24 protein-coding genes and 3 riboswitches are annotated in these 23,242 nt (G+C 45.4%); of the genes, 3 read left to right on the top strand and 21 right to left on the bottom strand.

Translation table 11 applies throughout. The features are described 5' to 3' along the window. Window positions 1–8 precede the first annotated feature (8 nt). From pcrB to ACRYKC_RS05830, 5 genes are all read right to left on the bottom strand, one after another. Window positions 9–695, bottom strand: coding sequence for a heptaprenylglyceryl phosphate synthase (gene pcrB, locus ACRYKC_RS05850; protein WP_433805802.1), 687 nt, complete (start codon window positions 693–695; stop codon window positions 9–11). A 242-nt stretch (window positions 696–937) separates the two neighbouring features. Continuing rightward, window positions 938–1,537 carry a YitT family protein gene (locus ACRYKC_RS05845; RefSeq protein ID WP_433805801.1) on the bottom strand — a complete coding sequence of 200 codons (600 nt, stop codon included), beginning with the start codon at window positions 1,535–1,537 and terminating at the stop codon, window positions 938–940. 160 nt (window positions 1,538–1,697) lie between these two features. After that, a complete protein-coding gene (locus ACRYKC_RS05840) occupies window positions 1,698–2,000 on the bottom strand; it encodes a YerC/YecD family TrpR-related protein (protein ID WP_433805800.1) in 303 nt (100 codons plus the stop codon). 15 nt (window positions 2,001–2,015) lie between these two features. Next, window positions 2,016–3,071, bottom strand: a complete 1,056-nt coding sequence (locus ACRYKC_RS05835; protein ID WP_433805799.1) for a DUF3048 domain-containing protein — start codon at window positions 3,069–3,071, stop codon at window positions 2,016–2,018. A gap of 23 nt (window positions 3,072–3,094) precedes the next feature. Next, window positions 3,095–4,840: an adenine deaminase C-terminal domain-containing protein gene (locus tag ACRYKC_RS05830; RefSeq protein ID WP_433805798.1), complete on the bottom strand. Its 1,746-nt coding sequence runs from the start codon at window positions 4,838–4,840 to the stop codon at window positions 3,095–3,097. A 71-nt stretch (window positions 4,841–4,911) separates the two neighbouring features. Between ACRYKC_RS05830 and ACRYKC_RS05825 the strand changes: the two genes are divergently transcribed. Together ACRYKC_RS05825 and ACRYKC_RS05820 are read left to right on the top strand one after the other, a co-directional pair. Next, on the top strand, window positions 4,912–5,169 hold the full coding sequence (locus tag ACRYKC_RS05825; RefSeq protein WP_433805797.1) for a YgaP family membrane protein: 258 nt from the start codon (window positions 4,912–4,914) through the stop codon (window positions 5,167–5,169). Between the two features lie 127 nt (window positions 5,170–5,296). After that, window positions 5,297–5,401 carry an EYxxD motif small membrane protein gene (locus tag ACRYKC_RS05820; RefSeq protein WP_433805796.1) on the top strand — a complete coding sequence of 35 codons (105 nt, stop codon included), beginning with the start codon at window positions 5,297–5,299 and terminating at the stop codon, window positions 5,399–5,401. Here ACRYKC_RS05820 and purD read toward each other — a convergent pair. From purD to ACRYKC_RS05750, 14 genes are all read right to left on the bottom strand, one after another. Next, window positions 5,366–6,643 carry a phosphoribosylamine--glycine ligase gene (gene purD / locus ACRYKC_RS05815; protein WP_433805795.1) on the bottom strand — a complete coding sequence of 426 codons (1,278 nt, stop codon included), beginning with the start codon at window positions 6,641–6,643 and terminating at the stop codon, window positions 5,366–5,368. The two genes, ACRYKC_RS05820 and purD, sit on opposite strands and share 36 nt — an antisense overlap. An 18-nt stretch (window positions 6,644–6,661) precedes the next feature. Further along, window positions 6,662–8,194 (bottom strand): bifunctional phosphoribosylaminoimidazolecarboxamide formyltransferase/IMP cyclohydrolase, encoded by a 1,533-nt coding sequence (gene purH, locus ACRYKC_RS05810; protein WP_433805794.1) that lies wholly within the window; start codon window positions 8,192–8,194, stop codon window positions 6,662–6,664. Next, on the bottom strand, window positions 8,191–8,769 hold the full coding sequence (purN, locus tag ACRYKC_RS05805; RefSeq protein WP_433805793.1) for a phosphoribosylglycinamide formyltransferase: 579 nt from the start codon (window positions 8,767–8,769) through the stop codon (window positions 8,191–8,193). Before purN ends, purH begins: the two co-directional genes overlap by 4 nt. Then, entirely contained in the window at window positions 8,766–9,776 is a 1,011-nt protein-coding gene (gene purM, locus ACRYKC_RS05800; protein WP_433805792.1) for a phosphoribosylformylglycinamidine cyclo-ligase, read from the bottom strand. Before purM ends, purN begins: the two co-directional genes overlap by 4 nt. Before the next feature lie 18 nt (window positions 9,777–9,794). Then, complete coding sequence (gene purF, locus ACRYKC_RS05795; protein WP_433805791.1) at window positions 9,795–11,207, bottom strand: amidophosphoribosyltransferase; 1,413 nt, start codon at window positions 11,205–11,207, stop codon at window positions 9,795–9,797. Beyond that, window positions 11,183–13,411 (bottom strand): phosphoribosylformylglycinamidine synthase subunit PurL, encoded by a 2,229-nt coding sequence (gene purL, locus ACRYKC_RS05790; protein ID WP_433805790.1) that lies wholly within the window; start codon window positions 13,409–13,411, stop codon window positions 11,183–11,185. The genes purF and purL overlap by 25 nt, the downstream gene beginning before the upstream one ends. Then, window positions 13,395–14,078: a phosphoribosylformylglycinamidine synthase subunit PurQ gene (gene purQ / locus ACRYKC_RS05785; RefSeq protein WP_433805789.1), complete on the bottom strand. Its 684-nt coding sequence runs from the start codon at window positions 14,076–14,078 to the stop codon at window positions 13,395–13,397. Before purQ ends, purL begins: the two co-directional genes overlap by 17 nt. Continuing rightward, window positions 14,079–14,324 carry a phosphoribosylformylglycinamidine synthase subunit PurS gene (gene purS / locus ACRYKC_RS05780; RefSeq protein WP_433805788.1) on the bottom strand — a complete coding sequence of 82 codons (246 nt, stop codon included), beginning with the start codon at window positions 14,322–14,324 and terminating at the stop codon, window positions 14,079–14,081. Then, window positions 14,317–15,036: a phosphoribosylaminoimidazolesuccinocarboxamide synthase gene (gene purC / locus ACRYKC_RS05775; RefSeq protein WP_433805787.1), complete on the bottom strand. Its 720-nt coding sequence runs from the start codon at window positions 15,034–15,036 to the stop codon at window positions 14,317–14,319. Before purC ends, purS begins: the two co-directional genes overlap by 8 nt. 87 nt (window positions 15,037–15,123) lie before the next feature. Continuing rightward, window positions 15,124–16,416 (bottom strand): adenylosuccinate lyase, encoded by a 1,293-nt coding sequence (purB, locus tag ACRYKC_RS05770; RefSeq protein ID WP_433805786.1) that lies wholly within the window; start codon window positions 16,414–16,416, stop codon window positions 15,124–15,126. A gap of 18 nt (window positions 16,417–16,434) precedes the next feature. After that, on the bottom strand, window positions 16,435–17,562 hold the full coding sequence (purK, locus tag ACRYKC_RS05765; RefSeq protein ID WP_433805785.1) for a 5-(carboxyamino)imidazole ribonucleotide synthase: 1,128 nt from the start codon (window positions 17,560–17,562) through the stop codon (window positions 16,435–16,437). Continuing rightward, the gene (gene purE / locus ACRYKC_RS05760) at window positions 17,552–18,043 is read right to left on the bottom strand and encodes a 5-(carboxyamino)imidazole ribonucleotide mutase (RefSeq protein ID WP_433805784.1); all 492 of its coding nucleotides are present in this window, start codon (window positions 18,041–18,043) and stop codon (window positions 17,552–17,554) included. The genes purK and purE overlap by 11 nt, the downstream gene beginning before the upstream one ends. A 93-nt stretch (window positions 18,044–18,136) precedes the next feature. Then, window positions 18,137–18,237, bottom strand: a riboswitch (purine riboswitch). An 83-nt stretch (window positions 18,238–18,320) separates the two neighbouring features. Continuing rightward, a complete protein-coding gene (locus tag ACRYKC_RS05755) occupies window positions 18,321–18,530 on the bottom strand; it encodes an NETI motif-containing protein (RefSeq protein ID WP_433805783.1) in 210 nt (69 codons plus the stop codon). Continuing rightward, on the bottom strand, window positions 18,490–19,068 hold the full coding sequence (locus ACRYKC_RS05750; RefSeq protein ID WP_433805782.1) for a DUF2179 domain-containing protein: 579 nt from the start codon (window positions 19,066–19,068) through the stop codon (window positions 18,490–18,492). Before ACRYKC_RS05750 ends, ACRYKC_RS05755 begins: the two co-directional genes overlap by 41 nt. Window positions 19,069–19,214: 146 nt before the next feature. Between ACRYKC_RS05750 and ACRYKC_RS05745 the strand changes: the two genes are divergently transcribed. Beyond that, entirely contained in the window at window positions 19,215–19,640 is a 426-nt protein-coding gene (locus ACRYKC_RS05745) for an Hsp20/alpha crystallin family protein (RefSeq protein WP_433805781.1), read from the top strand. 82 nt (window positions 19,641–19,722) lie between these two features. On the opposite strand, the gene ACRYKC_RS05740 is transcribed toward ACRYKC_RS05745, so the two are convergent. Next, window positions 19,723–21,057 carry an NCS2 family permease gene (locus tag ACRYKC_RS05740; protein WP_433805780.1) on the bottom strand — a complete coding sequence of 445 codons (1,335 nt, stop codon included), beginning with the start codon at window positions 21,055–21,057 and terminating at the stop codon, window positions 19,723–19,725. 226 nt (window positions 21,058–21,283) lie between these two features. Next, window positions 21,284–21,386: riboswitch (purine riboswitch) on the bottom strand. An 84-nt stretch (window positions 21,387–21,470) separates the two neighbouring features. Further along, on the bottom strand, window positions 21,471–22,991 hold the full coding sequence (gene guaA, locus ACRYKC_RS05735; protein WP_433806176.1) for a glutamine-hydrolyzing GMP synthase: 1,521 nt from the start codon (window positions 22,989–22,991) through the stop codon (window positions 21,471–21,473). A gap of 138 nt (window positions 22,992–23,129) precedes the next feature. Beyond that, window positions 23,130–23,231: riboswitch (purine riboswitch) on the bottom strand. Window positions 23,232–23,242: the final 11 nt, after the last annotated feature.

Genomic DNA, 23,242 nt, shown 5'->3' with positions numbered 1-23,242 from the left:
CACCATCCTTAGGTTGATTTTGCCGCCTGCACCGTTTCCAATGCGGCGTGTATATTTTCATAAATGATATTTCCGACGACGATCACATCCGCATGAGCACTCATTTCCCGAGCCTGCTCAGGTGATTGGATGCCACCGCCGTAAAACAATGTGGTTTGTTTCAGTTCTTCGGCAATCCTTTCAACGAGCTTTGGATCCCCGTAAGTTCCGCTGTATTCTAAGTAAAAAATGGGTATTTGGAAGAGATGCTCCGCTATACGTGCATATGCAAGAACGTCTTCGTCATCGGGTAGATAGCAATCAGTATGCTGGAACACTTTTGCATCAGGATTCAACACGCAATACCCCTCTGTGGCCATGCTCTTCCAGTCGATGATGTCTCCATATTCTTTCACTGCGTGATGCTGGGTATCCAGCATCCACTTCTTGTCCTGACTGTTCAGGACAATCGGAATAAGGTAACCATCGAACCCTGGGGTGATTGCTTCTATATCCGAGATTTCCATTAGACAAGGAACCGCATAAGGCTCAAGCCGTTCCCATAGATCATGTACATTTTCAAATGTGACTCCATCCGTTCCACCTACAATGATCGCGTCTGTGCCTGATTCGCAAACGGACTGCAGGTCGTGGTCGCTAATCTTTTTGTTGGGATCAAGCTTAAACACATGATCCCACTCGTTCAATTTGTCCATTTCTGTCCTCCAAAAAAACAGATATCCATTCACTCATTATAGCAAACTTTGCTACATGGAATGAATGGATACGACCAATAAAAATTGATGAAGTTTTTTGATTAGCGGCGTGTGTGGAGAGAGAATTGTTACCTAGCTAGTCTGGCTTGTCACTTAACGTGAGGGTATTGTTCCCTAACTCATTGTGATTGTTCCCGATCTCCTTTTTCAGCAAAAAAACCGCCTCCCAAAGAAAGCAGTTTTTAGTGAGGGGTTGCATGATGAAGAAACCTTGAAGAGGTACACAGCATCGTAACCAGAGCAACACTCAAAATCGTAATCGTCGACAGCAGGAGCGTTTGTGTGGAAAAAAGGTAGCCGCTTACACCTATGATTAATAAATCGAATGCAAAAATAACAAAGCCGACGTTCATCTTCAGCCAATCGGATATCATCTGAGCGAGAAGGTCTGTACCGCCCGTGCTCGTCTTATTCCGAAGCATTAATCCGATACCACCGCCCACTAGTGCTCCCCCCAGGATAGAACTCACCGCCGGATCGAGTGCCAGGTGATAGTCGCGAAGACCGCTCAAAACATCGATCGAAAGAGAGGAAACGAGCAGTCCATGGAGACTGTTATAAAAATAAGCCCGATAATGGAACCACGCCAGCGTAAATATTGGTATGCTGAAGCAAATGATCGTAAAGCCGACTTTGAGTCCCCATACGTAATTAGCGATGAGGCCAAGTCCGATCATACCGCCGTCAAGCACATGATCAGGGATTAGAAAAAAGTTAATTCCGAGCGACAAGAGCAGACTTCCAGCAATAATCGCTATTCCTTTTTTAAGAAAGGACTTCATTATAAAAATCCCCTTCAAGATAGACAAGTTTTTTCTAGCGTATGCTTGTCAAGCTCATCTTAGAAGGTGAATTATATTAGTAAACGCGGCATGGGGCTTTTATGTCAGCCCGGACTCAAACAAAAAAAGACTGCTCAATGAGAGGCAGCCCTTCCCAAACCTATTCAGTTTTCTTTTCCTGCACTCGATCAAGTGCAAGCGTGTAGGCATCATTCCCATAGTTCAAGCAGCGCTTCACGCGGGAAATCGTCGCCGTTGAGGCTCCTGTTTCCGTCTCAATCTTATGATACGTGTAGCCCTCTCTCAACATCCGTGCAACTTCTAGACGCTGTGCGAGTGACTGCACCTCATTCATTGTCGCTAAGTCATCAAAGAACTCGTAGCATTCTTCTACATTTTGCAGGGATAAGATGGCTTCAAAAAGCTGGTCAAGTGTTTTTCCTCGTAGTTTATCTATTTGCATAGCATCAGTCCTCCTCTAATCGTTAATAGTGATGGCTGCATTCTTAGGAGTGATATTTACCCACGTCTGCCCTGGAACAAAGGATAATGGCTCTTCATTGTCAAAGGGCAAAATGCGTCCATCGATATTTTTCCATGTTATTTCTTTTACTTTCCCTTTTTGTATTAAATACCCTTTTCCACCGGATGTTAAATCAATGTCCCGCCGGCCTTTGCTATCGATGATTTGATGTTCGGCTTCGACGATCATTACATTATCAACAGCAAGACGTTCTTCATTGGCGGCATCAAATGAAGGTTTTCCATCACTCGAACGCAAATACTGGCCGCTCGCCTCATCATAGGTGAACGTGACGACCTCTTCGGGATGTCCGGAGTAGGTGATGGTCACATCCTTGGCATCCGTTCCATTTATAACCTGGTTTTCTTTTGAAAATGGAAGTGGAGCGATTTCATGGTCCCGAGGATATTCTTTATTGGTCAGCGCCTGATCCAGCCCTGCTGTAATCAAATAGGAATTGTGCGGTGCTGACCGCTCTGAAGATCGCTGAAACAACCAGCCATTGTTGTCATACATCGATCCATCCAGATAATGAATACCATTGGCTGCAATCTGACGGTTAATAGCTGTTGCTGCTCCATGATAAAAATAAACCGAATTAAAAGCCGAAGCGATTTCGAAATAGTATGGCCTCGCGCTTCTTACCGGTCCAATTGTATCAGGAATCCGGCTGTGAAACAAAGCGAGGAAGCGTGTGATCTGCCCTTCTGCCAACACTTCATAGACGATATCTGCCTGGCTTAGGCCCGACTGCGGCCTTGCCTTCGTATGGTTATTGACCATTACACCAATGACCCGATGATGACTGACTTCATCCATCGCTTGTCCTGTTAAAGGATATATGTTGTCGTCCGTTTGCTGTTGTTCTTTGTCTTGTGAACCTTCTATCTCTTTTGGTTCTTGTTCAACCGTCGTCTCTTGTTCTTTTTCCATCCCTTTTCCTACAGATGCACAGGCACTAAGTAGAACCAGGGTGAGAACGGTGACACTTAAAAACGTAAGCTTTCTCAATTTTAACACTTCCCTCTTTTATTTTAACGCATTATCGAGGGAAAGAGTACCTCTTTCTTTTTCACATCCATGATACCAAGTGGCGTGATACGGATGTAAGGCAAATGCATGGAAGATAAAAAGAGCAGTGTGTAGACTGGATCGGAATAAGAAAAACCGTGAGATTTCAAGTGTTGTTTCAAATTTGATTCCTTTTCCATAAGCTCTGGAAGTGGCAAATCAGACATGACACCGCCTAATGGAAGAGGAAGTTCAAAGGTCACTTTTCCATCATTCACGAGCACAATTCCGCCTCCGAGTTCTTTCATCCTTTGGAAGGCTTTTTTCATGTCAGAACGTGATTTTCCGATAAGGATCAAATCGCCTGTATTGGAATAAGAGCTGGCAATTGCCCCTAGAGAGTTAGTGAAACCCTTCAACAACGTATTGACTGTCCACTCGCCATCCCTGTCCATAAACATGAGGAAAGCTTCATTTGTCTCGTGAGACAGACGTTCTGCTGAGGCGTCAATATCGATTGCGTACGGCTTCATGATCACATCATTAATCATTTCCATTCCAATCGGCATTGAGAACTGCATATCCCCTTTTGCTACCTCCCAATCCAACGATAACGGGGTCACACCATTTTTCTCCCAAGGAATCGTTGAATCGGTTTGAATCATCTCGCCATCCCGCTTCACCCATTCTCCTTTTGCAATAACTGAATGAGGAGTCGGGTCTTTCGGATCTTTCAAAAAGTTGAGGTGAGCCACTCTCCCTGCGTTAACACTTCCAACCCGATTTTCAATACCAAAATGCCGGGCTGGCTGATAAGTCGCCATCATATATGCATCCAGGACCGGAACACCTTCTTCAATCGCAATTTGAATACATTGATTGATCAATCCTTCACGATAAAAGCCAGGCGTAGACCCGTCCGTTGTGTACATCATATGATCGAAGTGGGTATGATTATGCTTTTTCAGTCCCTTAAGAATATCGGGAAGGTCAGGGCGAATAGAGGAATAGCGAAGTCCGGTCTGGTAACCAACCTCGAGACGTTTGATCACGTCTTCCGCCGTCATCGATTCATGCTCTGAGTCCATGCCAAGCAGTCTCATTTTGACAAGTGTTTTTTGTGAAGCACCAGGAAGATGGGCTTCCAGCGGTTTTCTTGCCCGCTTCGTTTCCTGCATCCAATGAAGAATTTGTTCGTCACCGCCGTAGAGAACATCTGGCCATGCCGTCAATTCTCCGCCCTGGATGACTGCATCATGTTCAATCCATGAGAGCACCTGTTCATCAAAGTGCTGTTTCTTTTCTTCCCTGAGCACGGACTGAGGGTCAAAACGCGCCCACCAGTACATCGTTGCGGGAAGATCCATGAATTCTTCCAATAAAGAAAACGCTTTCTCTTTTTCTGTTAAAAAAAGCCACATAAGATTATCATTAATCAGCGTGGTGGTCCCTGTCCTGGCTGCATATTCCGCCAAGCTTCGGGGATTATATAACTGAAACGGATGGGCGTGAGGCTCAACGTAGCCCGGGACAATATAACTGTCCTTCCCATCAATGATTTCTGTTCCGTCTGTATTCGCAGGAAGCTCCGGTCCTGTGTAGAGGATACGATCCTCATACAGCCAGATATGCCCTGTCATCCATTGTTTCATATATACGTTCAAATAGGTTGTATTTTTGATCAGTTTAGTTGGCGCTTGTGTGCCATCGATGACAGCCGCATGTTCACGCAACTGCCGGTTACGCCAACGGAATCGTGTTTCATTCATGGAGCGTCCTCCTTGTTTCAATATGTTCTATCGTAACACAGGAAAACCCTATCTGCTAAGGAGGAACCTACGTGATACAAAATATCGGGATTATCAACTCTATGGTTCGTATCACTGCTGGGCTGAGCATGCTGACATTTTTGTCAATGCAAGGCCAGAAGCAGGAGGATTCGTTTGTTCAGCGTATGATGGTTATCATTGCAGCAATGAAGGTGGCGGAAGGAATCGTTCGCTACTGCCCGATGACAGCAATGTACGATGAGATCGTTTATGAAGATGACGGTATAGAGGAAGATTGGGATCAAGAATTTACTGAAGAAGTAATGTAAAAGCTAGGGTGCATCATTTCCCGTGCTCCTTGCACTATTTAACAAGGAACTTTCGCCAATTGTCTGAGGACATAAATAAAATAGGACGGGGACAATCCCCGTCCTTTCTATAAAGGATGAAAACGATATGGATTTTTTAGAATACTTCACTGATGTCGGATTCGTGATTGTAACAGTTATTGGCACCATAGCCGCTCTATTTTACGTAGGGATGCGTCGACGAAATCGATGAAATTCCGATATCACGTCTGTAGTAAAAGTCTTTATTGCCTTCGAACATCTGTAAATGTTCATAGACTTCTTCCAGTGCTTGAGGGAGGCTATTCTCTACCGCTCCAACGAGTAGGACACGCCCTCCACTGGATACATAGCCATGCTCGCTTATTTCCGTACCCGCATGCACTGTATAGACGTGAGTTTTTCCACTTACAACAGGAACGGGCCGCCCTTTCTCATATCCCCCCGGATAGCCGCTCGAAGCAACAACCACACCTGCGCAAGTTTTATCTGCCCAACGTAGTTCAGGATCTTTCTCATTCAGCACATCTACAATCACCTGGACAAGGTCGTTTTCTAATAGAGGTAAGACTACCTGCGTCTCAGGATCACCAAAACGCGCATTGAATTCAATCACTTTCGGGCCTTTATCTGTCTGAATCAGCCCTGCATAGAGAATTCCGGTAAACGGACGCCCTTCTTCGACAAGTGCATCTGCCGCAGGCTTCAGGATGGATTCGACCGCAGTCTGATAATCCGCTTCGGGCAGTTCTGGAACGGGAGCAAACGCACCCATGCCGCCAGTATTTGGACCATGATCCCCTTCAAATGCACGCTTGTGATCTTTTGCAGGAATCATCGGGTACACGTTAGCTCCATTGACAAACGCCATCAGAGAAAACTCTTCTCCTTGCAAAAATTCCTCAACGACGATTTCTTTGCTTGCCTCGCCAAACTGCCCTTTTTCAAGCATATCCTCAGCTGCTTTTAGCGCCTCCTCCACTTTATCCGCAACGACCACACCTTTTCCTGCTGCCAGCCCGTCAGCTTTGACAACAATTGGTGCGCCTTTTTCACGAATGTAACCTTTAGCCGCTTCTAAATTTGTGAATGCCTGGTAGTCTGCCGTAGGTATCTCATACTTCGACATGATCTGTTTAGCAAAATGCTTACTTCCTTCAATCATAGCGGCTGCATAAGTCGGTCCAAAAACCTTCAGCCCTGCCGATTGGAAGATATCGACAACCCCTTCAAGTAAAGGATTTTCAGGTCCGACTATCGTTAGGTCTACTCCATTTTCTTTCGCAAAAGTAACAAGCTTCTTCTGATCGGTCTCAGGTATCGCAACCCGCTCAGCAACTTCTTCCATACCAGCGTTCCCTGGTGCAGCAAAAATCTTGTCTGCCTGTTTGCTCTCAGCTAGCTTCTGTATCAGACTATGCTCACGGCCTCCACGACCGATCACCAAAATATTCATCCTATTCACCCCTGTGATTTAATGTTTGAAGTGACGCATTCTAGTAAAGACCATTGCCACGCCATGCTTATTACAAGCATCAATTGAATCCTGATCACGCTTCGATCCACCCGGCTGTATAATCGCTTTTACACCAGCTTCTGCAGCTGCTTCCACCGTATCTGGCATTGGGAAAAATGCGTCAGATGCCATGATGCTCCCTTCCGCTTTGTCCCCTGCCTGTTCAAGTGCGATTTTAGCTGCACCTACACGGTTCATCTGGCCTGCACCAACTCCTACTGTCCGGTCTCCTTTGGCAACGACGATCGCATTCGACTTCACATGTTTCACGACTTTCCATCCGAGTTTCAAGTCATGCAGTTCTTGCTCTGTCGGCTCCCGATCCGTTGCGATTTCAAGTTCTACATCATCTAAAGAACCTTCGTCAGTATCCTGGACAAGTAAGCCACCGCCAACGCTTGTCAGCTTATGCGTTTGCGCTTTAGGCTTCTTCATATCTACAGTTAACAGTCTAAGATTCTTTTTCTTCGTTAATAAATCAAGCGCTTCTTGACTGAAAGATGGTGCAATGATGATCTCCAGGAAGATCTCTTTCAGTTTAGCCGCTGTGTCTGCGTCGACTTCACGGTTCAACGCGACAATTCCGCCAAAGATGGAAACGGGATCTCCTTCATAAGCTTTCACGTAAGCGTCATAGAGTGTATCACCGACACCTACACCACAAGGATTCATGTGCTTCACTGCAACGGCTGCGGGCTGATTGAATTCGAGCACTACTTCTAGGGCAGCATTTGCATCCTGTATGTTGTTGTAGGACAGTTCTTTTCCGTTCAGCTGCTCGGCATTGGCAAGTGATGCCCCTTCATAGTTGGCTTTTTTGTAAAAAGAAGCAGACTGATGAGGATTCTCTCCATAACGTAAGGACTGAACTTTTTCATACGTAACGGAATACGTTTCTGGATAAGCTTCTTCTGTTAAGGTCGTGAAGTATTCAGCGATCATTGCATCATAGTTGGCTGTATGACGGAACACTTTCGCAGCCAGCTTACGACGTACTTCATAGCTTAAGTTTTCAGCTTTCAATCCTTCGATGACTTCCTCGTAATCAGTTGGGTCGACCACTACAGCCACATCTTCAAAACTTTTTGCAGCTGCACGGAGCATTGTCGGACCACCGATATCAACGTTTTCAATGGCTTCTGCTTCTGTAACGTCTTCTTTTGCAATCGTTTCTTTAAACGGATACAAGTTGACAGCAACAAGGTCGATCGGTTGGATACCAAGCTCCTCGATCTGATTCATATGGTCGTCATTGCTTCGTTTAGCAAGCAGGCCTCCGTGAACAGATGGGTGCAGGGTTTTGACGCGACCATCCATGATTTCCGGGAACTCCGTAATTTCTGAAATCGAACGAACCGGAATGCCAGCTTCCTCGATGACTCGTTTGGTGCCCCCTGTAGAAACAAGCTCATAGTCTAGTTCGTGTAGTTGTTTAGCAAAATCGGTTAACCCTTGCTTATTTGATACGCTGAGTAAGGCGCGCTTTTTCATAGAGATTCCTCCTTGACGAGTAGTGATTGAATAACTTCTGGATATAGGCGATGCTCGACCGCTTGAATCTTTCTTTTTACATCTTCTTCGGTATCGGTCTCTTCAATCCGGATCGCTTCCTGATCGATAATCGGTCCTGTGTCCATCCCGTCATCCACAAAATGAACGGTGACACCCGTAATCTTCACACGCTTCTGGAACGCCTGTCCGATGGCATCCTTTCCAGGGAATGCTGGTAAAAGCGATGGATGGATGTTCAGAATCCGGTTTTGATAAGGCTCAAGCAATGTTGGTCCAATTAAGCGCATATAGCCGGCAAGAATGATGTAATCGATATCTCTTGTACGACAATCTTCAAGTAAAGCTCGCTCATAAGCCGCTTTATTTTCATAAACCTTCGGCGTAAAAACAACCGTATCAACAGATTGGCGCTGTGCTTTCTCAATAACAGGTGCCCCCACCCGGTCGCAAACAAGAAGAGAAACTTGCGCATCAAGCTTTCCTTCTTCAATGGCCTGGATGATAGCGTCAAAATTCGAACCGGTACCTGAAGCAAATACAGCTAATTTCATCATGACCAGCGAATTCCTTCCTGTTCTGTGACTTTTCCGATAACAAAAGCATTCTCCTGGGAAGCAAGAGCTGCTTCAGTCTCCTCTTCGGCGACAACGGCAACCATACCGATTCCCATATTAAAGATGCCGTACATATCATCATGAGGAATGCTGCCTTCTTTTTGTAAAAAGTTAAAAATCTCCAGTACAGGCCAGCTGTTCGGTTCGATAAGTGCTCCGTGCCCTTCCGGCAAAGTACGGGGAACGTTCTCATAAAAGCCACCGCCTGTAATATGGGCGAGCCCTTTAACGCTGACGGCTTCTCTCAAGCTTTGAATCGCTTTTACATAAATGTTCGTCGGGGTGAGTAACTCCTCGCCAAGTGGACGGCTGAATTTAGGATAAGTTTTATTCAAATCGAGTCCACTGTTGTCGATGATCTTCCTGACCAGGGAAAAACCGTTTGAGTGGACGCCCGTTGATGGGAGCCCAATCAACATGTCGCCAGGCTGAATCGAGTCCCCTGTGATGATACTGTCTTTGTCCGCCATTCCGACGACAAAACCGGCAAGGTCATACTCATCAAGCTCATACATGCCTGGCATTTCAGCTGTTTCTCCTCCAACAAGAGCAGCACCCGACTGTTCACAACCATCAGCAATCCCTTTGACGATCTGCTCGATTCGCTCGGGTTCATTTTTTCCACAGGCAATGTAGTCAAGAAATAAAAGTGGATCTGCTCCTTGTGCAACGATGTCATTCACACACATCGCTACAACATCGATCCCAATCGTGTCGTGCTTATCCATTTGGAATGCAAGCTTCAGCTTAGTGCCGACGCCGTCGGTTCCTGTGACAAGCACTGGTTTTTCGTAAGTCATCTCGCTTATGTCAAACAGTCCGGCAAAAGCACCAAGGCCGCCGAGCACTTCTTTGCGCATCGTTCGCTGTACGTGTTTTTTCATACGGTCGACGGCTTCGTAGCCCGCTTCAACATCGACCCCAGCCTGTTTATAGGATTGGCTCATCGCTGCTCCTCCATTTCTTTACGCTTTTTCATATGGGTGAACCGTATTCGGATAAATCTCCGTCGGATAGTTTCCGGTAAAACAAGCCATGCAGCCACCGTGCTCCATCGACTCTTCCCCTTCATATATGGCTTCATTCAAGCCTTCCGGAGTTAGATAGGCTAAGCTGTCCGCTTCAATTTGCTCTTCAATTTCTTCAACTGTGTTATTAGCGGCGATCAGTTCACCGCTGTTTGAGGTATCAATACCGTAATAACAAGGGTTCTTAATCGGAGGAGAGGCGATTCGCACGTGCACTTCCTTCGCTCCCGCTTCCTTCAGCATCTTTACAATTCGTCGGCTCGTTGTCCCGCGAACGATCGAGTCATCAACCATTACGACGCGTTTTCCTTCGACGATTCCTCTCACCGCGGACAACTTCATTTTCACCCCTTGTTCCCGAAGCTCTTGAGACGGCTGAATGAATGTTCTACCGACATAACGATTCTTAATCAACCCAAGCTCATACGGAAGTCCAGCTTCTTCGGCGTATCCGATGGCAGCTGAAATACTTGAGTCCGGCACTCCCGTTACGACATCGGCTTCAATTGGTGATTCTTTAGCCAAGGCTTTCCCCATACGTTTCCTGGATGCGTGGACATTTTTCCCATCTAAGTTGCTGTCCGGACGAGAGAAATAAACGTATTCCATTGAGCAAAGCGTACGCTGGATTGGTGCTGAGAAACGTTTGGATTCCACACCTTCATCTGAGATGATCAGCAATTCCCCAGGCTTAACTTCACGGTCATATGTTGCACCGATAATATCGAATGCACATGTTTCTGAAGAGACTACCCATGATTCCCCCAAATGACCAAGACATAGCGGGCGTAACCCACGCGGATCATTGGCAACGAACATTTTATCCTCGGTCATCATTAGAAATGCATAGGCCCCTTTGATCATGGAGAGCGCTTCTGCGATCGCTTGATCAAGTTCCAGGTGTCGTGCCCGTTTGATCAAATGAGCGACGACTTCTGTATCGGAAGTCGTCTGTAAAATGCTGCCCTGTGCTTCAAGCTGGTTTTTCAGCGCTTGGGCATTGACGAGGTTCCCATTGTGGGCAAGTGCAAGTCCGCCTGTTTGAGAACGGAATAAAAGGGGCTGTATGTTTTCATAACCCCCGTCTCCTGCCGTCGCATAACGGACATGGCCCATGGAAGCATGACCTTTCAGCTCCTCCAATTGATGTTGAGAAAAAACCTCGTTGATTAGACCGTGCCCTTTCGCGAGCTTCAATTGTTCTCCATCGCTCGTGATAATTCCAGCCCCTTCTTGCCCGCGGTGCTGCAATGCATGTAACCCATAATATGTCAGTTGAGCCGATTCCTGATGTCCCCATATCCCAAAAATGCCGCACTCTTCGTTTAAGCCTTTGATTTCACCAAGCATGGAATAGCTCCTTTCCAAGTTTGTTTCAGCACAGATGTCTGCTCTTCCAAAACCAATTGATCACCAGCTTTCACACGATAAATGCCGTCATGGGTTACAGTTCCGATTAAACGTGCGTCTGTCACCGCTTGCTCAAACGCTCTCTTATTTTCTGGTTTGACTGAGATCAGAAAGCGCGACTGGGTTTCAGAGAATAAAGCTGTTGTAACATCGCCTTCAACATACACTTCACAACCGAGCTCCTGATCAAACAGGCTCTCCGCTAGGGCTACCCCAAGACCGCCTTCAGCTAAATCATGGGCGGATTCTATAAGACCAGATCGGATCGCTGTTAGCACCTGATTCTGGCGGCGTGATTCTATTTCCAGATCTATGGCTGGTGCTTTCCCAAAGTGGCGTCCTTCAAGCATGCCTTGAAGCTCACTGCCTCCGAACTCAGGATTCGTTTTACCGACAATATAAATCAAATCTCCGGATTGTTTCACGTGTGACTGGGTAATATGACCTGTTTCGTCAATTAACCCAACCATTCCAACAATCGGTGTTGGATATATTGCTTTACCGCCAAAAGATTCATTATACAAAGATACGTTTCCGCTAATAACCGGCGTATCCAGCTCTCTACAAGCTTCACTCATACCCTCAACACTTTTTTCCATTTGCCAAAAGATTTCCGGATTCTCTGGTGAACCAAAGTTGAGACCATCTGTGATGCCTAATGGACGTCCGCCTGAACAAACAATGTTACGGGCTGCTTCTGCGACAGCGATCTTCCCGCCTGTTTCCGGATCAACGTAAATGTAGCGGGAATTACAATCAGTCGTCATTGCAAGTGCCTTATTCGTTCCGCGAACCCTAATAACAGCGGCATCAGAACCTGGTGTAACAACCGTGTTCGTCTGTACCATAGAATCATACTGGTCGTAGACCCATTCTTTACTCGCAATGGTTGGCTGTTTTAAAAGGTCTATTAGTGTTTGGCGATAATCTGTTATAGCGGGTACGTAGTTTTCCATCGCTTGGAATTCTTGATAGTAAGCAGGAACCTTAGACGGTTGATGGTACACCGGAGCGTCTTCAGCAAGCGAATCTACAGGAACGTCTGCAACAACTTCGCCGTGATGTTCAAGGCGGAAACGCTTCGTATCAGTTACTTCGCCGACCGCTACAGCTTCTAAATTGTACTTACGGAATACTTGCGCAATTTCCTCTTCCCGGCCTTTTTCAACGACGAGAAGCATACGTTCTTGCGATTCGGACAGCATCATTTCGTAAGCTGTCATATTCTGTTCACGCTGTGGCACGTGATCCAAATTCATCGTCATTCCCGTACCGGCTTTACTCGCCATTTCACTAGCCGATGAAGTAAGACCTGCTGCTCCCATATCTTGAATGCCTACAAGCGCTTCATGGTGGATGACATCAAGGCAAGCTTCTATTAACAGTTTCTCCATAAATGGATCACCGACTTGAACAGAAGGACGTTTTTCTTCGGACTCTTCCGACAATTCTTCCGATGCAAAAGTCGCTCCATGGATGCCGTCGCGCCCTGTTTTCGCACCGACGTACATGACGGTATTCCCGACACCAGCTGCAATCCCTTTTTGAATATCTTTATGATCAATCAGACCGACACACATCGCATTAACAAGAGGATTGCCGTTATAGGCATTATCAAACTGAACTTCTCCACCGACCGTAGGGACGCCGACACAGTTTCCGTAGCCAGCGATACCGCGGACAACTTCTTCAAATAAGTATTTAACACGCGGCTGCTGAAGGGAACCAAATCTTAGTGAATTTAGTAAAGCAACAGGACGCGCGCCCATGGAGAAGACGTCACGAAGGATTCCGCCGACCCCTGTCGCTGCACCTTGATAGGGCTCAACTGCGGACGGGTGATTGTGGCTTTCCACTTTGAACACGACTGCCTGCTCATCACCGATGTCGATGATTCCTGCACCTTCACCGGGACCTTGTAGCACTTGAGGACCTTCTGTCGGAAATTTCCGTAACAGCGGTTTAGAATTCTTATAGCTGCAGTGCTCGGACCACATCACCGAGAACAAACCTGTTTCGGTATAATTTGGCTTGCGACCTAGGATTTTTTTGATGGATTGAAATTCGTCATCGCTCAATCCCATATCACTATAAAGGCGTTGTTCTTCGATTTGCTCTGGGCTGATCTCAAGCATTGATGGCATGTCTATTCCTCCAATGTGTCAAAATGGACTGAAATAATCGTAATCCGTCTTCGTTTCCTAGAAGGCTCTCAACAGCACGTTCCGGGTGCGGCATCATACCTAGTACATTGCCAGCTTTGTTCGTAATGCCTGCAATATCTCCGACAGAGCCGTTCGGGTTCTTCTCATAAGTGAAAGCGATCTGGTTGTTTTCTTTCAAAGTTTGATACGTTTGTTCGTCACAATAATAGTTCCCATCCCCATGAGCGATCGGGATGCTGATTCTTTCTTTTTCATCATATTGGTTGGTAAAAAGGGTTTCCGCGTTTTCTACAATAAGCGTTTCATAGTGGCACATGAATTTTAGATGTTTATTAGGAAGCATCGCTCCTGGAAGCAGTCCCATTTCAAGCAGGACTTGGAATCCGTTGCAAACACCTAGAATCGGCTTCCCAGCTTCCGCTGCTGAACGGATCTGCTCGATGATATCAGAGGTTGACGCAATCGCACCTGAGCGAAGGTAGTCTCCATAAGAGAAACCTCCTGGCAAGAGAATAGAGTCATAGTTTGATAGATCAGCTTCCTTATACCATACGAGATCAGCTTCTTCGCCAAGCGCATCCTTCACTGCATAATACATGTCACGGTCACAGTTTGAACCGGGAAATACAACGACGGCAAACTTCACTTAGACAACCTCCTCGATTGTGTACGTATAGTCTTCAATGACCGGGTTTGCTAGAAGCTGGTCACACATTTTATCGATTTGTTCCTCAAGGTTTTCCGCATCCTCAAGCATCACTTCCATATATTTTCCAACCCGTACTTCGTTGACGTTTTTATATTCAAGAGAGTGAAGAGAATTTTGAACAGCCTTTCCTTGTGGATCAAGTACGCCTTCTTTTAATGTGATGTAAATCTTTACTTTACGCATGTGTGTTTGCCTCCAGTCGTTGTAATATGTTTTCGTAGGTTGAGATTAAATCGCCGATGTTTTCACGGAACACGTCTTTGTCCATTTTCTCGCCAGTTTCCAGGTCCCAGAGACGGCATGTGTCGGGGGAAACTTCATCAGCAAGAACAATCGTCCCGTCAGCGAGTCGTCCGAATTCCAGTTTGAAATCAACAAGCTGCAAGTTCGCTTCTTTGAAAAGCTTGGTGAGCTGTTCGTTAACGGTGAGAGCCATTTCTTTGATGAAGACCAATTCTTGTTCAGTGATGTCTGTCAGGTGGTAGGCATGGACATCGTTGATGATCGGATCATTGAGTTCATCTTTTTTATAAAACAATTCAACAATAGGCGGGGTAAAGCGTGTTTTTTCCTGGATACCGAGGCGGCGAGTGATGCTCCCGGCAGCAACATTGCGAACAACCACTTCTAGTGGGATGATGGTAGTCTTCTGAACAAGCTGTTCGGTATCGTTCAACGCTTTAATAAAGTGGGAGTCAATTTGGTGCTGTTTCAAATATTCAAAGACTTTCGAGGTAATCAAGTTGTTCAGGCGTCCTTTACCCTCAAACTGATCTTTTTTCTTTCCATTAAATGCAGTGGCATCATTTTTATAAGATAAAATCAATTGATCTTCGTGATCATTGACGTGGTAAACTTTCTTCGCCTTTCCTTCATATAACAACGAACCCTTCATGTGGAACACCTCACTCGAATTGGTAATTTATGTATGACCTGAGGTGAAACAGTTTCACCTCAGGTCATACAGATATTGGAAATAATATTACAGGCCGATGCGGTCAAAGATGCGGTCTACGTTTTTCAGGTGATGCTTGTAGTCAAAGCAAGCGTCCAACTGCTCTTGAGACAACGTTGATGTAATCTTGTCATCTGCTTCAATCAGTTCTCGGAATGGAACACCGCGCTCCCATGCTTCCATCGCTTTCGGCTGAACGAGATCATAGGCCTCTTCACGGACCATGCCTTCATCAATCAACGTAAGCAGGACACGCTGGGAGAAGATTAAGCCATAGGTTTTCTCCATGTTTTCCTGCATCCGCTCAGGGAAGACGGTTAAATTCTTCACAATGTTTCCAAAACGGTTCAGCATGTAATTAATAGCGATTGTCGCATCAGGTAAAATGACTCGCTCAGCAGAAGAATGCGAGATATCACGCTCGTGCCATAACGGAACATTTTCAAAAGCGGTCAGCATTTCACCGCGCAGGACACGTGCCATTCCCGTCATGTTCTCAGATCCGATCGGGTTCCGTTTGTGAGGCATCGCTGAGGACCCTTTTTGCCCTTTAGCGAAAAATTCCTCAACTTCACGAGTTTCTGTTTTCTGTAAACCGCGAATTTCAACGGCAATTTTCTCAATAGAAGTTGCAATTAAAGCCAAAGTCGAAACGTAGTGAGCATGACGGTCACGTTGCAGCGTCTGAGTAGAAACAGGTGCCGCTTCAAGTCCAAGCTTTCCGCAAACGTACTCTTCTACGTATGGATCGATGTTGGCATAGGTGCCGACAGCTCCAGAAAGCTTGCCGACTTGTATGCCTTTAATCGCAAGATCCAATCGCTCAAGGTTACGCTTCATTTCTTCATAATAAAGCGTGAGCTTCAACCCAAATGTCGTGGGCTCAGCATGAACACCGTGTGTCCGCCCCATCATGACAGTATGTTTATGTTCTTTCGCTTTTTCACCAAGAATTTCAATAAAATTTACGAGGTCTTTGCGAATAATTTCGTTCGCCTGCTTTAATTGATAAGACAACGCCGTATCCACAACGTCTGTGGAGGTGAGACCGTAGTGAACCCATTTACGCTCTTCGCCAACGGTTTCTGATACCGCTCTTGTAAAAGCGACCACGTCGTGACGTGTCTCTGCTTCAATTTCATGAATGCGCTCGACATCAAAGGATGCTTTTTCACGAAGCTTTTCCACGTCCTCTTTAGGGATAACTCCAAGCTCACTCCAGGCTTCACAAGCTAGAAGCTCAACTTCAAGCCATGCTTGATAGCGGTTTTCCTCGGTCCAAATGCTGCCCATTTCGGGTCTTGTGTAACGTTCAATCATCGTCTTCCTCCTCGTTGACTACCATAAATGAATTTGGTTTTCTACAATTCGTTCATCGATTTCATCTAAATTGTTTCCTATGAATGTTACGTGCCCCATCTTACGGTTCTGGCGCGATTCTTTCTTGCCGTAATCGTGGAGATGAAAACCATGGTACTGCTCTAGTTTATCAATTAAAATGTTTCGATGCTTTCCGAGTATATTAATCATGACTGCAGCCGGAAACGATTGAACCGGGAGCAACGACAAACCGCAGATCGCTCTCACGTGCTGCTCAAACTGAGAGACGTTGCAAGCCTCGATCGTATAGTGCCCTGAATTATGAGGACGCGGCGCCATTTCGTTAATGTAAATGTCATCATCCTTCACAAACATCTCGACCGCAAACGTTCCAACAATGTCCATTCTCTCAGCAAGTAGACTTACAGCTTCTTGGGCTTTTTCGACAACAGCATCAGAAATTCGGGCAGGCACTCTCGTTTCATGTAAAATATGATTTTTATGAAGGTTCTCTCCTATTGGAAAATAAGCGATCTCTCCGTCTAGACTGCGCGTAAATACTTGAGAGATTTCCAGATCAAAAGCAAGCCAGGACTCTACGATATAGGTACCACCATCTTTAATGAAAGACTCTGCCTGATCCAACACTTCCTCATGTTCAAGCTTCAGTTGTCCTTTTCCGTCGTAACCTCCGCTGATCGTTTTAATAACAGCCGGGAAACCAATCGTCGAAAGCGCTTGAACCGCTTCTTCATACGTATGAACAATGACATAGTCAGGAACAGAAAGTCCTGCATCAACGGCTACTTGTTTTTCCTTCGAACGATTCTGCGTAACTTCCAAAGAATAAGCACCTTGCGGAAGTTTACCATCAGCTTCGAATAATTTCGCCACTTCCAGGTCGACATTCTCGAATTCATATGTGATTACATCGCTGATTTTACTCAATTGTTTGGCTGCCTCCACATCGTCATAAGCAGCTACAATATGCTCGTCTGCTACATGAGCACACGGACAATCCTCCGTCGGATCCATGACTGCAATGCGGTAACCCATATGCCGGGCAGTAACCGCCATCATCCGTCCTAGCTGCCCTCCTCCGAGAATACCAATGGTTTGTCCGGGTCTTACGACATTATGATCCACGTAAATCGCTCCTCATTCCTTCGACTTTATCAACCATTTGTTTTCGATAATCTTCTAGTTTCATAGCGATCTCTTCGTCAAAAGCTCCAAGCATTTCCGCTGCTAAAAGTCCTGCATTTTTTGCTCCTGAACTTCCGATCGCTACCGTAGCGACAGGGACTCCTCCAGGCATTTGAACGATGGAAAGAAGAGAATCCAACCCTTGAAGAGCCTTCGACTGTACCGGTACTCCGATGACGGGCAGCGTCGTTTTTGATGCTACCATCCCCGGCAGGTGAGCCGCTCCTCCTGCCCCTGCAATAATCGTCTTAAGCCCTCTTTGTCTCGCCTCTTCTGCATACGTAAACATATCTTCCGGGGTGCGGTGGGCAGAAATGATTTCTTTTTCATATGGAATATTTAATTCATCGAGTACTTCACAAGCTTGTTTCATCGTTTCCCAATCCGAAATACTTCCCATAATGACGCCTACTTTAGCCATATAATCCCCACTTTCATTAAAAAAAGCCTGTTTAACTGCCTCTTCTAGAGAGGAGCTAAACAGGCATACGTATCTCAAGAAAAATGATTTGTAGATGCTTGAATCTCCCCTCATAGTCCGGGAATTTACGGTTCCCAGGTAGAGACGAACGGGCCCTATTCCCGTCTTATATGAGGTTTCGTTTATGCAATTCTATCTTCATCATATCAAGAGGAACAAAGTCATGTCAACGCAAATAACGAACAATATTTTTGTTTTTTAATTTAAACGTTCGTGTTTATTGTTTAACAGCGTGAAAGACGATCGTTTTCCCTACAGGTTCCATAACTTTTTCACCATTTTTTATTTCTTCACGAAAGATTGGTTCCTCTGCACGACGAATCGGCATATACCCTTCTTTTTTAATACGGTCAAGACACTGGTCGATTGATTCCTTTTCTCCAACTTCAAAGCGCTTCTTGTTGTTCTTGCTGTTCTTTTTGGGCATCTTCGATCTTTCCTCTCTTTACAGATTTCACCCAGAAACCGCCATGGATCTGCTTCGGCTCATACGAAATGATAAAGGCTTTCGGATCAATGTTACGTATGGTTTCATAAAGGAGGAGTTCATATTTTCTTGGGGTCAAAATTTGCATGGCTAGACGATCCCCTTCCATCCCATAAGCGTACCAACTGGTCACCCCATACCCTTTGTCACGAAGCTTACGCGTAAATTCGATATCTGGGTCTGATGAAATCACGTTAACCGTAATATAACCGAGAGCGAGCTTTTCTTCAATTTTCATCCCGACGATTACCCCAAGCCCATAACCTAAAGCATAGGCAATTACATTCTCAATCTGGTCAAGACGATCGAGCACCAACCCTAGACCAAACACATAAATGACGATCTCAAACATACTAATGAATGCTGCAAAGTAGCGCTGACCTTTTAACGTAAAGATCATTCGAAGTGTAAAAAAGGTCACATAGACAATGTTCACCGCCAAAATAATGACAATAACTAACCAAGGGTTTTCTAACATGCATGAAGCCTCCTAACTAAAGCTGAATCTTGTCCCCACAAGATATTCACCCAGCTGTTTTTTCATGCATACACTATAAACCATGAGAAGTCCTTTGCACAATGAAAACCCACCGCAAATAATGACAAATTTTGGAGGTTGAAGCGATGAACCAATTTAAAGATTGGAAAACCAATTTGGACAGATTTTTTGGCCAGGATTTCTGGGGCGATTTTGAAGGCATGATGAAACCTTCCATCCCCTATGTCAACATGTATCAGTACGATAACGAACTACTATGTTTCGTAAACATCCCCGGCATGAACCATCCGAAAAACGTTGATGTTTTTGTTGACCACTCCATCCTCACGCTTAAAGGCAAAATTGAAATCAACCACCGTGGCGGCCATCAAATCCTATCCGAAATTGCGGACGGCACTTTCGAACGAAGCGTCGATCTGCCTTTTCCAGTCCGTGATGACAAGATTGAAGCTACTTACAAGCACGGCTTACTAGTCATCCAGCTTTACCGCCAAATCACTGATTCTTCAAAGCAGCGTCCAATCAGCATTCGCCACATAGAAGATGAATAGAACGGCAGCCTCGATGGACTGCCGTTTCTTTTTTTATTTCATTGGTTGGTAGTTTTCAGTTCAGTCGCTTCCACACTTACAATTAAGCTAAGAAGATGAAATATAATACGAATATGATGAATAGGAAGTACATGATTGGATGGATTTCTTTTGTACGACCTTTCAAAATCATTGTAATTGGATAAAAAATGAAACCAATTGCAATCCCTGTTGCAATGCTGTACGTCAGTGGCATAGCAGCGATGGTGAAAAATGCTGGGACAGCGATCTCAAACTGATCCCAATCAATATTTTTAAGAGTAGACGCCATTAGCACTCCAACTATAATGAGAGCAGGAGCCGTCACTTCTGCTGTCACGACTGAAAGTAATGGTGAGAAGAACAAAGCTAATAGGAAAAACCCTGCGGTGACTATAGATGCAAAGCCGGTACGGCCCCCTGCTCCTACACCAGCCGTCGACTCGATATAAGAGGTGGTTGTTGATGTTCCGACTGCCGCACCGACTACGGTTGCAGCAGAGTCCGCAAACAAAGCACGTCCTGCACGAGGCAACTTATTGTCCTTCATAAAGCCAGCCTGAGTCGCAACCGCAACCAACGTACCAGCTGTATCAAAGAAATCAACGAATAGGAACGTTAAGATTACCACAAGCATTTGTATAGTGAAAATCTCGCCAAAGTGAGTGAAAGCAGCTCCGAATGTCGGCGCAACGCTAGGCGCTGCAGAAACAACATCACCCACACCAGTAGGAGCTGAGATTAACCCCGTGACCATTCCTGCGATGGATGTAAGAATCATCCCGTAGAAAATGCCACCCTTGATCCCAAGAGAAAGTAAAATAACGGATACGATAATTCCGAAAATCGCCAGGAGAGTTGGACCAGCCGTTAAATCCCCCAGCTGGACAAGTGTTGCATCACTGTTTTGAACAATTCCTGCATTTTGAAATCCGATAAAGGCGATAAACAATCCAATACCGGCACCAACCGCAAGCTTTAAATTCCCTGGTATGGCATCAATGATCATTTGGCGCAGGCCGGTAACAGTTAATACGATAAAAATAAGTCCAGAGGCCAACACACCTGCTAGCGCCGTTTCCCACGGAATCCCAAATCCTAATACTACTGTGTAAGCAAAAAACGCGTTGAGTCCCATACCTGGAGCTAAAGCGATCGGATACTTCGCGAAAACCCCCATAATCAACGTACCAACAGCCGCTGCTATTGCCGTAGCTGTGAAGACCGCACCTTTATCAATCCTTGTTACGCCCTCCGGCAACTGTTCAATTCCATCCAGAGCTAGCGTTGAAGGATTAACGAACAAAATATAAGCCATAGCAAGAAAAGTCGTTAGACCTGCCATGAACTCTGTACGATAATTCGTGCCTAATTCCTTAAACTTGAAATATTGCTTCATGATAACTTCCTCCCTCTTCCTTTTCCGGCACCCATTTTTCTCTTTTTGTAACAGGTGCCCTTTTTCTCTCTTGTGGCGTCAGGTATCGGTTGGTTGTATTCTTTATCTGATACCAACAAGATTCCCATAGAACCAGCGTCTAACAAAAAAGACACTCTGGAAAATCCCAGAGTGTCTACCTGTTTACGCGTAAATGGACGAACCCCAAGAGAAGAACCTCTCTTAAGTATCGTCAATTCACCAGCGTAGTCAGACCAATTTACGGTGGTCCGGTAGAAACTTATGGGCCCTATTCCCAAAATTATACGAAGGTGTAGCTAATTTGATTGATTTGGTTATATCATACACTCAATCGACAAAGTTCGTCAACCCTATTTCCGAACAATATTATCATTTTACAAACTTAATGTTCGTTATTCCCATTCAATCGTTGCAGGCGGCTTACTCGTCACATCGTAAACCACGCGGTTAATGTGATCGACCTCATTAACGATACGGGTGGAAATTTTCTCAAGGACCTCCCACGGAATGCGCGCCCAATCAGATGTCATTCCATCAATCGAGGTTACCGCACGAATTGCGATGGTGTAGTCATACGTACGCTCATCTCCCATAACCCCGACAGAACGAATGTCTGGAAGAGCCGTGAAGTATTGCCAGATTTCACGTTCGAGCCCAGCGTTTTTCACTTCTTCACGAAGAATCGCATCAGATTCACGAACGATTTCTAGCTTTTCTTCAGTTATTTCCCCTAATACTCGGATTCCTAGCCCGGGTCCTGGGAACGGCTGGCGCCAAACAATATGGTCAGGTACACCTAACTCTGTTCCAAGTGCACGCACTTCATCCTTGAACAATGTATTCAACGGCTCTATCAGATCAAACTGCATATCTTCAGGAAGACCGCCGACATTGTGGTGAGACTTAATGGTTTGAGCAGTTTCTGTACCACTCTCGATGATATCCGTGTAAAGGGTTCCTTGTGCCAGAAAATCAATGTCTTTCAGTTTCTCTGCTTCATCATCAAATACATAAATAAATTCATTTCCTATAATCTTACGTTTTTCTTCTGGATCGGAAACGCCTTTCAGCTTACTCAAGAAACGGTCCTTTGCATCCACTTTGATGATATTCATGTTGAACCCATCACCAAGGGTACGCATCACGTCATCGGCTTCATTTTTACGCAGCAATCCATGATCGACAAATATACACGTCAACTGATCACCGATCGCTTTATGAATGAGTGCAGCTACTACTGAAGAGTCCACACCTCCGCTCAATGCACACAGGACTTTGCGATCCCCAACTTGCTCACGAATTTTTTCGACTTCCATTTCTACAACGTGCTCCATTGTCCAGTCATCTGTAGCATTACAGACGTCAAATACGAAGCTGCGCAAAATATCATTGCCATATTCTGAATGGCGGACTTCCGGGTGGAACTGAACACCATACATTTTCGTATCGTCGTTGCTCATGGCCGCAACCGGACAGGATGGACTTGTCGCATCAACTTGGAAGCCTGCAGGTGGATCAATCACCTTATCACTGTGACTCATCCAGACTGTCTGTTCCTTAGGCGTTTTACGGAAAAGGACAGGATCTTCTGCAATATTGATATCCGCTTTACCATATTCACGCTCTTTCGCACGTTCTACTTTCCCGTCAAAATGGTGAGTCATCAGCTGCATGCCGTAGCAAATGCCCAGCACCGGGATCCCGAGTTCAAAGAGATCCTCATCACAACGGAAACTGTTTTCACCGTAAACACTGTTAGGCCCTCCGGACAAAATGATACCACTCGGATTTAATTCTTTAATCTCCTCGATGCTGATTTTGTGAGAACGCAACTCACTGTACACACCGAATTCACGGATTCGACGAGTGATTAATTGGTTGTATTGACTGCCAAAATCAAGTACTAAGATCATTCCTTGAACTTGTTCCACTTCTCTCCACTCCTTTTCCTATATAAAACGCATGATTGTACAATAAAAAAATGGATTTCTGCTCTTAGTGGTTCAAAATAACCATAAGCGAAGGCAGAAATCCATCCATGAAGATACACATCACGAGATTCCCACCTTCATAGTCAGGGCATTATCGGTGCCCCGGTAGAGACTCTCGAGCCGTATTCTCGAGGATATACGAAGGAAGAATGCGTCTAATTTCCATTCATTCT

Origin of the sequence: Halobacillus sp. A1-3 (genome assembly GCF_050971765.1) — a bacterium.
GTDB classification, from domain to species: Bacteria; Bacillota; Bacilli; order Bacillales; family Halobacillaceae; genus Halobacillus; species Halobacillus mangrovi_B.
The sequence above is the reverse complement of the archived record's forward strand: the minus strand, read 5'-3'. Positions and strand labels throughout refer to the sequence as shown.

Excerpts from the sequence above, each read along its gene's own strand:
- purM (WP_433805792.1), bottom strand. The coding sequence starts at position 9,776 with ATGAGCCAATCCTATAAACAGGCTGGGGTCGATGTTGAAGCGGGCTAC.
- purS (WP_433805788.1), bottom strand. The coding sequence starts at position 14,324 with ATGCGTAAAGTAAAGATTTACATCACATTAAAAGAAGGCGTACTTGAT.
- purL (WP_433805790.1), bottom strand. The coding sequence starts at position 13,411 with ATGCCATCAATGCTTGAGATCAGCCCAGAGCAAATCGAAGAACAACGC.
- ACRYKC_RS05820 (WP_433805796.1), top strand. The coding sequence starts at position 5,297 with ATGGATTTTTTAGAATACTTCACTGATGTCGGATTCGTGATTGTAACA.
- purC (WP_433805787.1), bottom strand. The coding sequence starts at position 15,036 with ATGAAGGGTTCGTTGTTATATGAAGGAAAGGCGAAGAAAGTTTACCAC.
- pcrB (WP_433805802.1), bottom strand. The coding sequence starts at position 695 with ATGGACAAATTGAACGAGTGGGATCATGTGTTTAAGCTTGATCCCAAC.
- ACRYKC_RS05830 (WP_433805798.1), bottom strand. The coding sequence starts at position 4,840 with ATGAATGAAACACGATTCCGTTGGCGTAACCGGCAGTTGCGTGAACAT.
- ACRYKC_RS05745 (WP_433805781.1), top strand. The coding sequence starts at position 19,215 with ATGAACCAATTTAAAGATTGGAAAACCAATTTGGACAGATTTTTTGGC.
- purH (WP_433805794.1), bottom strand. The coding sequence starts at position 8,194 with ATGAAAAAGCGCGCCTTACTCAGCGTATCAAATAAGCAAGGGTTAACC.
- purE (WP_433805784.1), bottom strand. The coding sequence starts at position 18,043 with ATGGCTAAAGTAGGCGTCATTATGGGAAGTATTTCGGATTGGGAAACG.
- purD (WP_433805795.1), bottom strand. The coding sequence starts at position 6,643 with ATGAATATTTTGGTGATCGGTCGTGGAGGCCGTGAGCATAGTCTGATA.
- purN (WP_433805793.1), bottom strand. The coding sequence starts at position 8,769 with ATGATGAAATTAGCTGTATTTGCTTCAGGTACCGGTTCGAATTTTGAC.
- ACRYKC_RS05755 (WP_433805783.1), bottom strand. The coding sequence starts at position 18,530 with ATGCCCAAAAAGAACAGCAAGAACAACAAGAAGCGCTTTGAAGTTGGA.
- ACRYKC_RS05845 (WP_433805801.1), bottom strand. The coding sequence starts at position 1,537 with ATGAAGTCCTTTCTTAAAAAAGGAATAGCGATTATTGCTGGAAGTCTG.
- purF (WP_433805791.1), bottom strand. The coding sequence starts at position 11,207 with ATGCTTGGTGAAATCAAAGGCTTAAACGAAGAGTGCGGCATTTTTGGG.
- ACRYKC_RS05750 (WP_433805782.1), bottom strand. The coding sequence starts at position 19,068 with ATGTTAGAAAACCCTTGGTTAGTTATTGTCATTATTTTGGCGGTGAAC.
- purB (WP_433805786.1), bottom strand. The coding sequence starts at position 16,416 with ATGATTGAACGTTACACAAGACCCGAAATGGGCAGCATTTGGACCGAG.
- ACRYKC_RS05740 (WP_433805780.1), bottom strand. The coding sequence starts at position 21,057 with ATGAAGCAATATTTCAAGTTTAAGGAATTAGGCACGAATTATCGTACA.
- guaA (WP_433806176.1), bottom strand. The coding sequence starts at position 22,991 with ATGATCTTAGTACTTGATTTTGGCAGTCAATACAACCAATTAATCACT.
- ACRYKC_RS05840 (WP_433805800.1), bottom strand. The coding sequence starts at position 2,000 with ATGCAAATAGATAAACTACGAGGAAAAACACTTGACCAGCTTTTTGAA.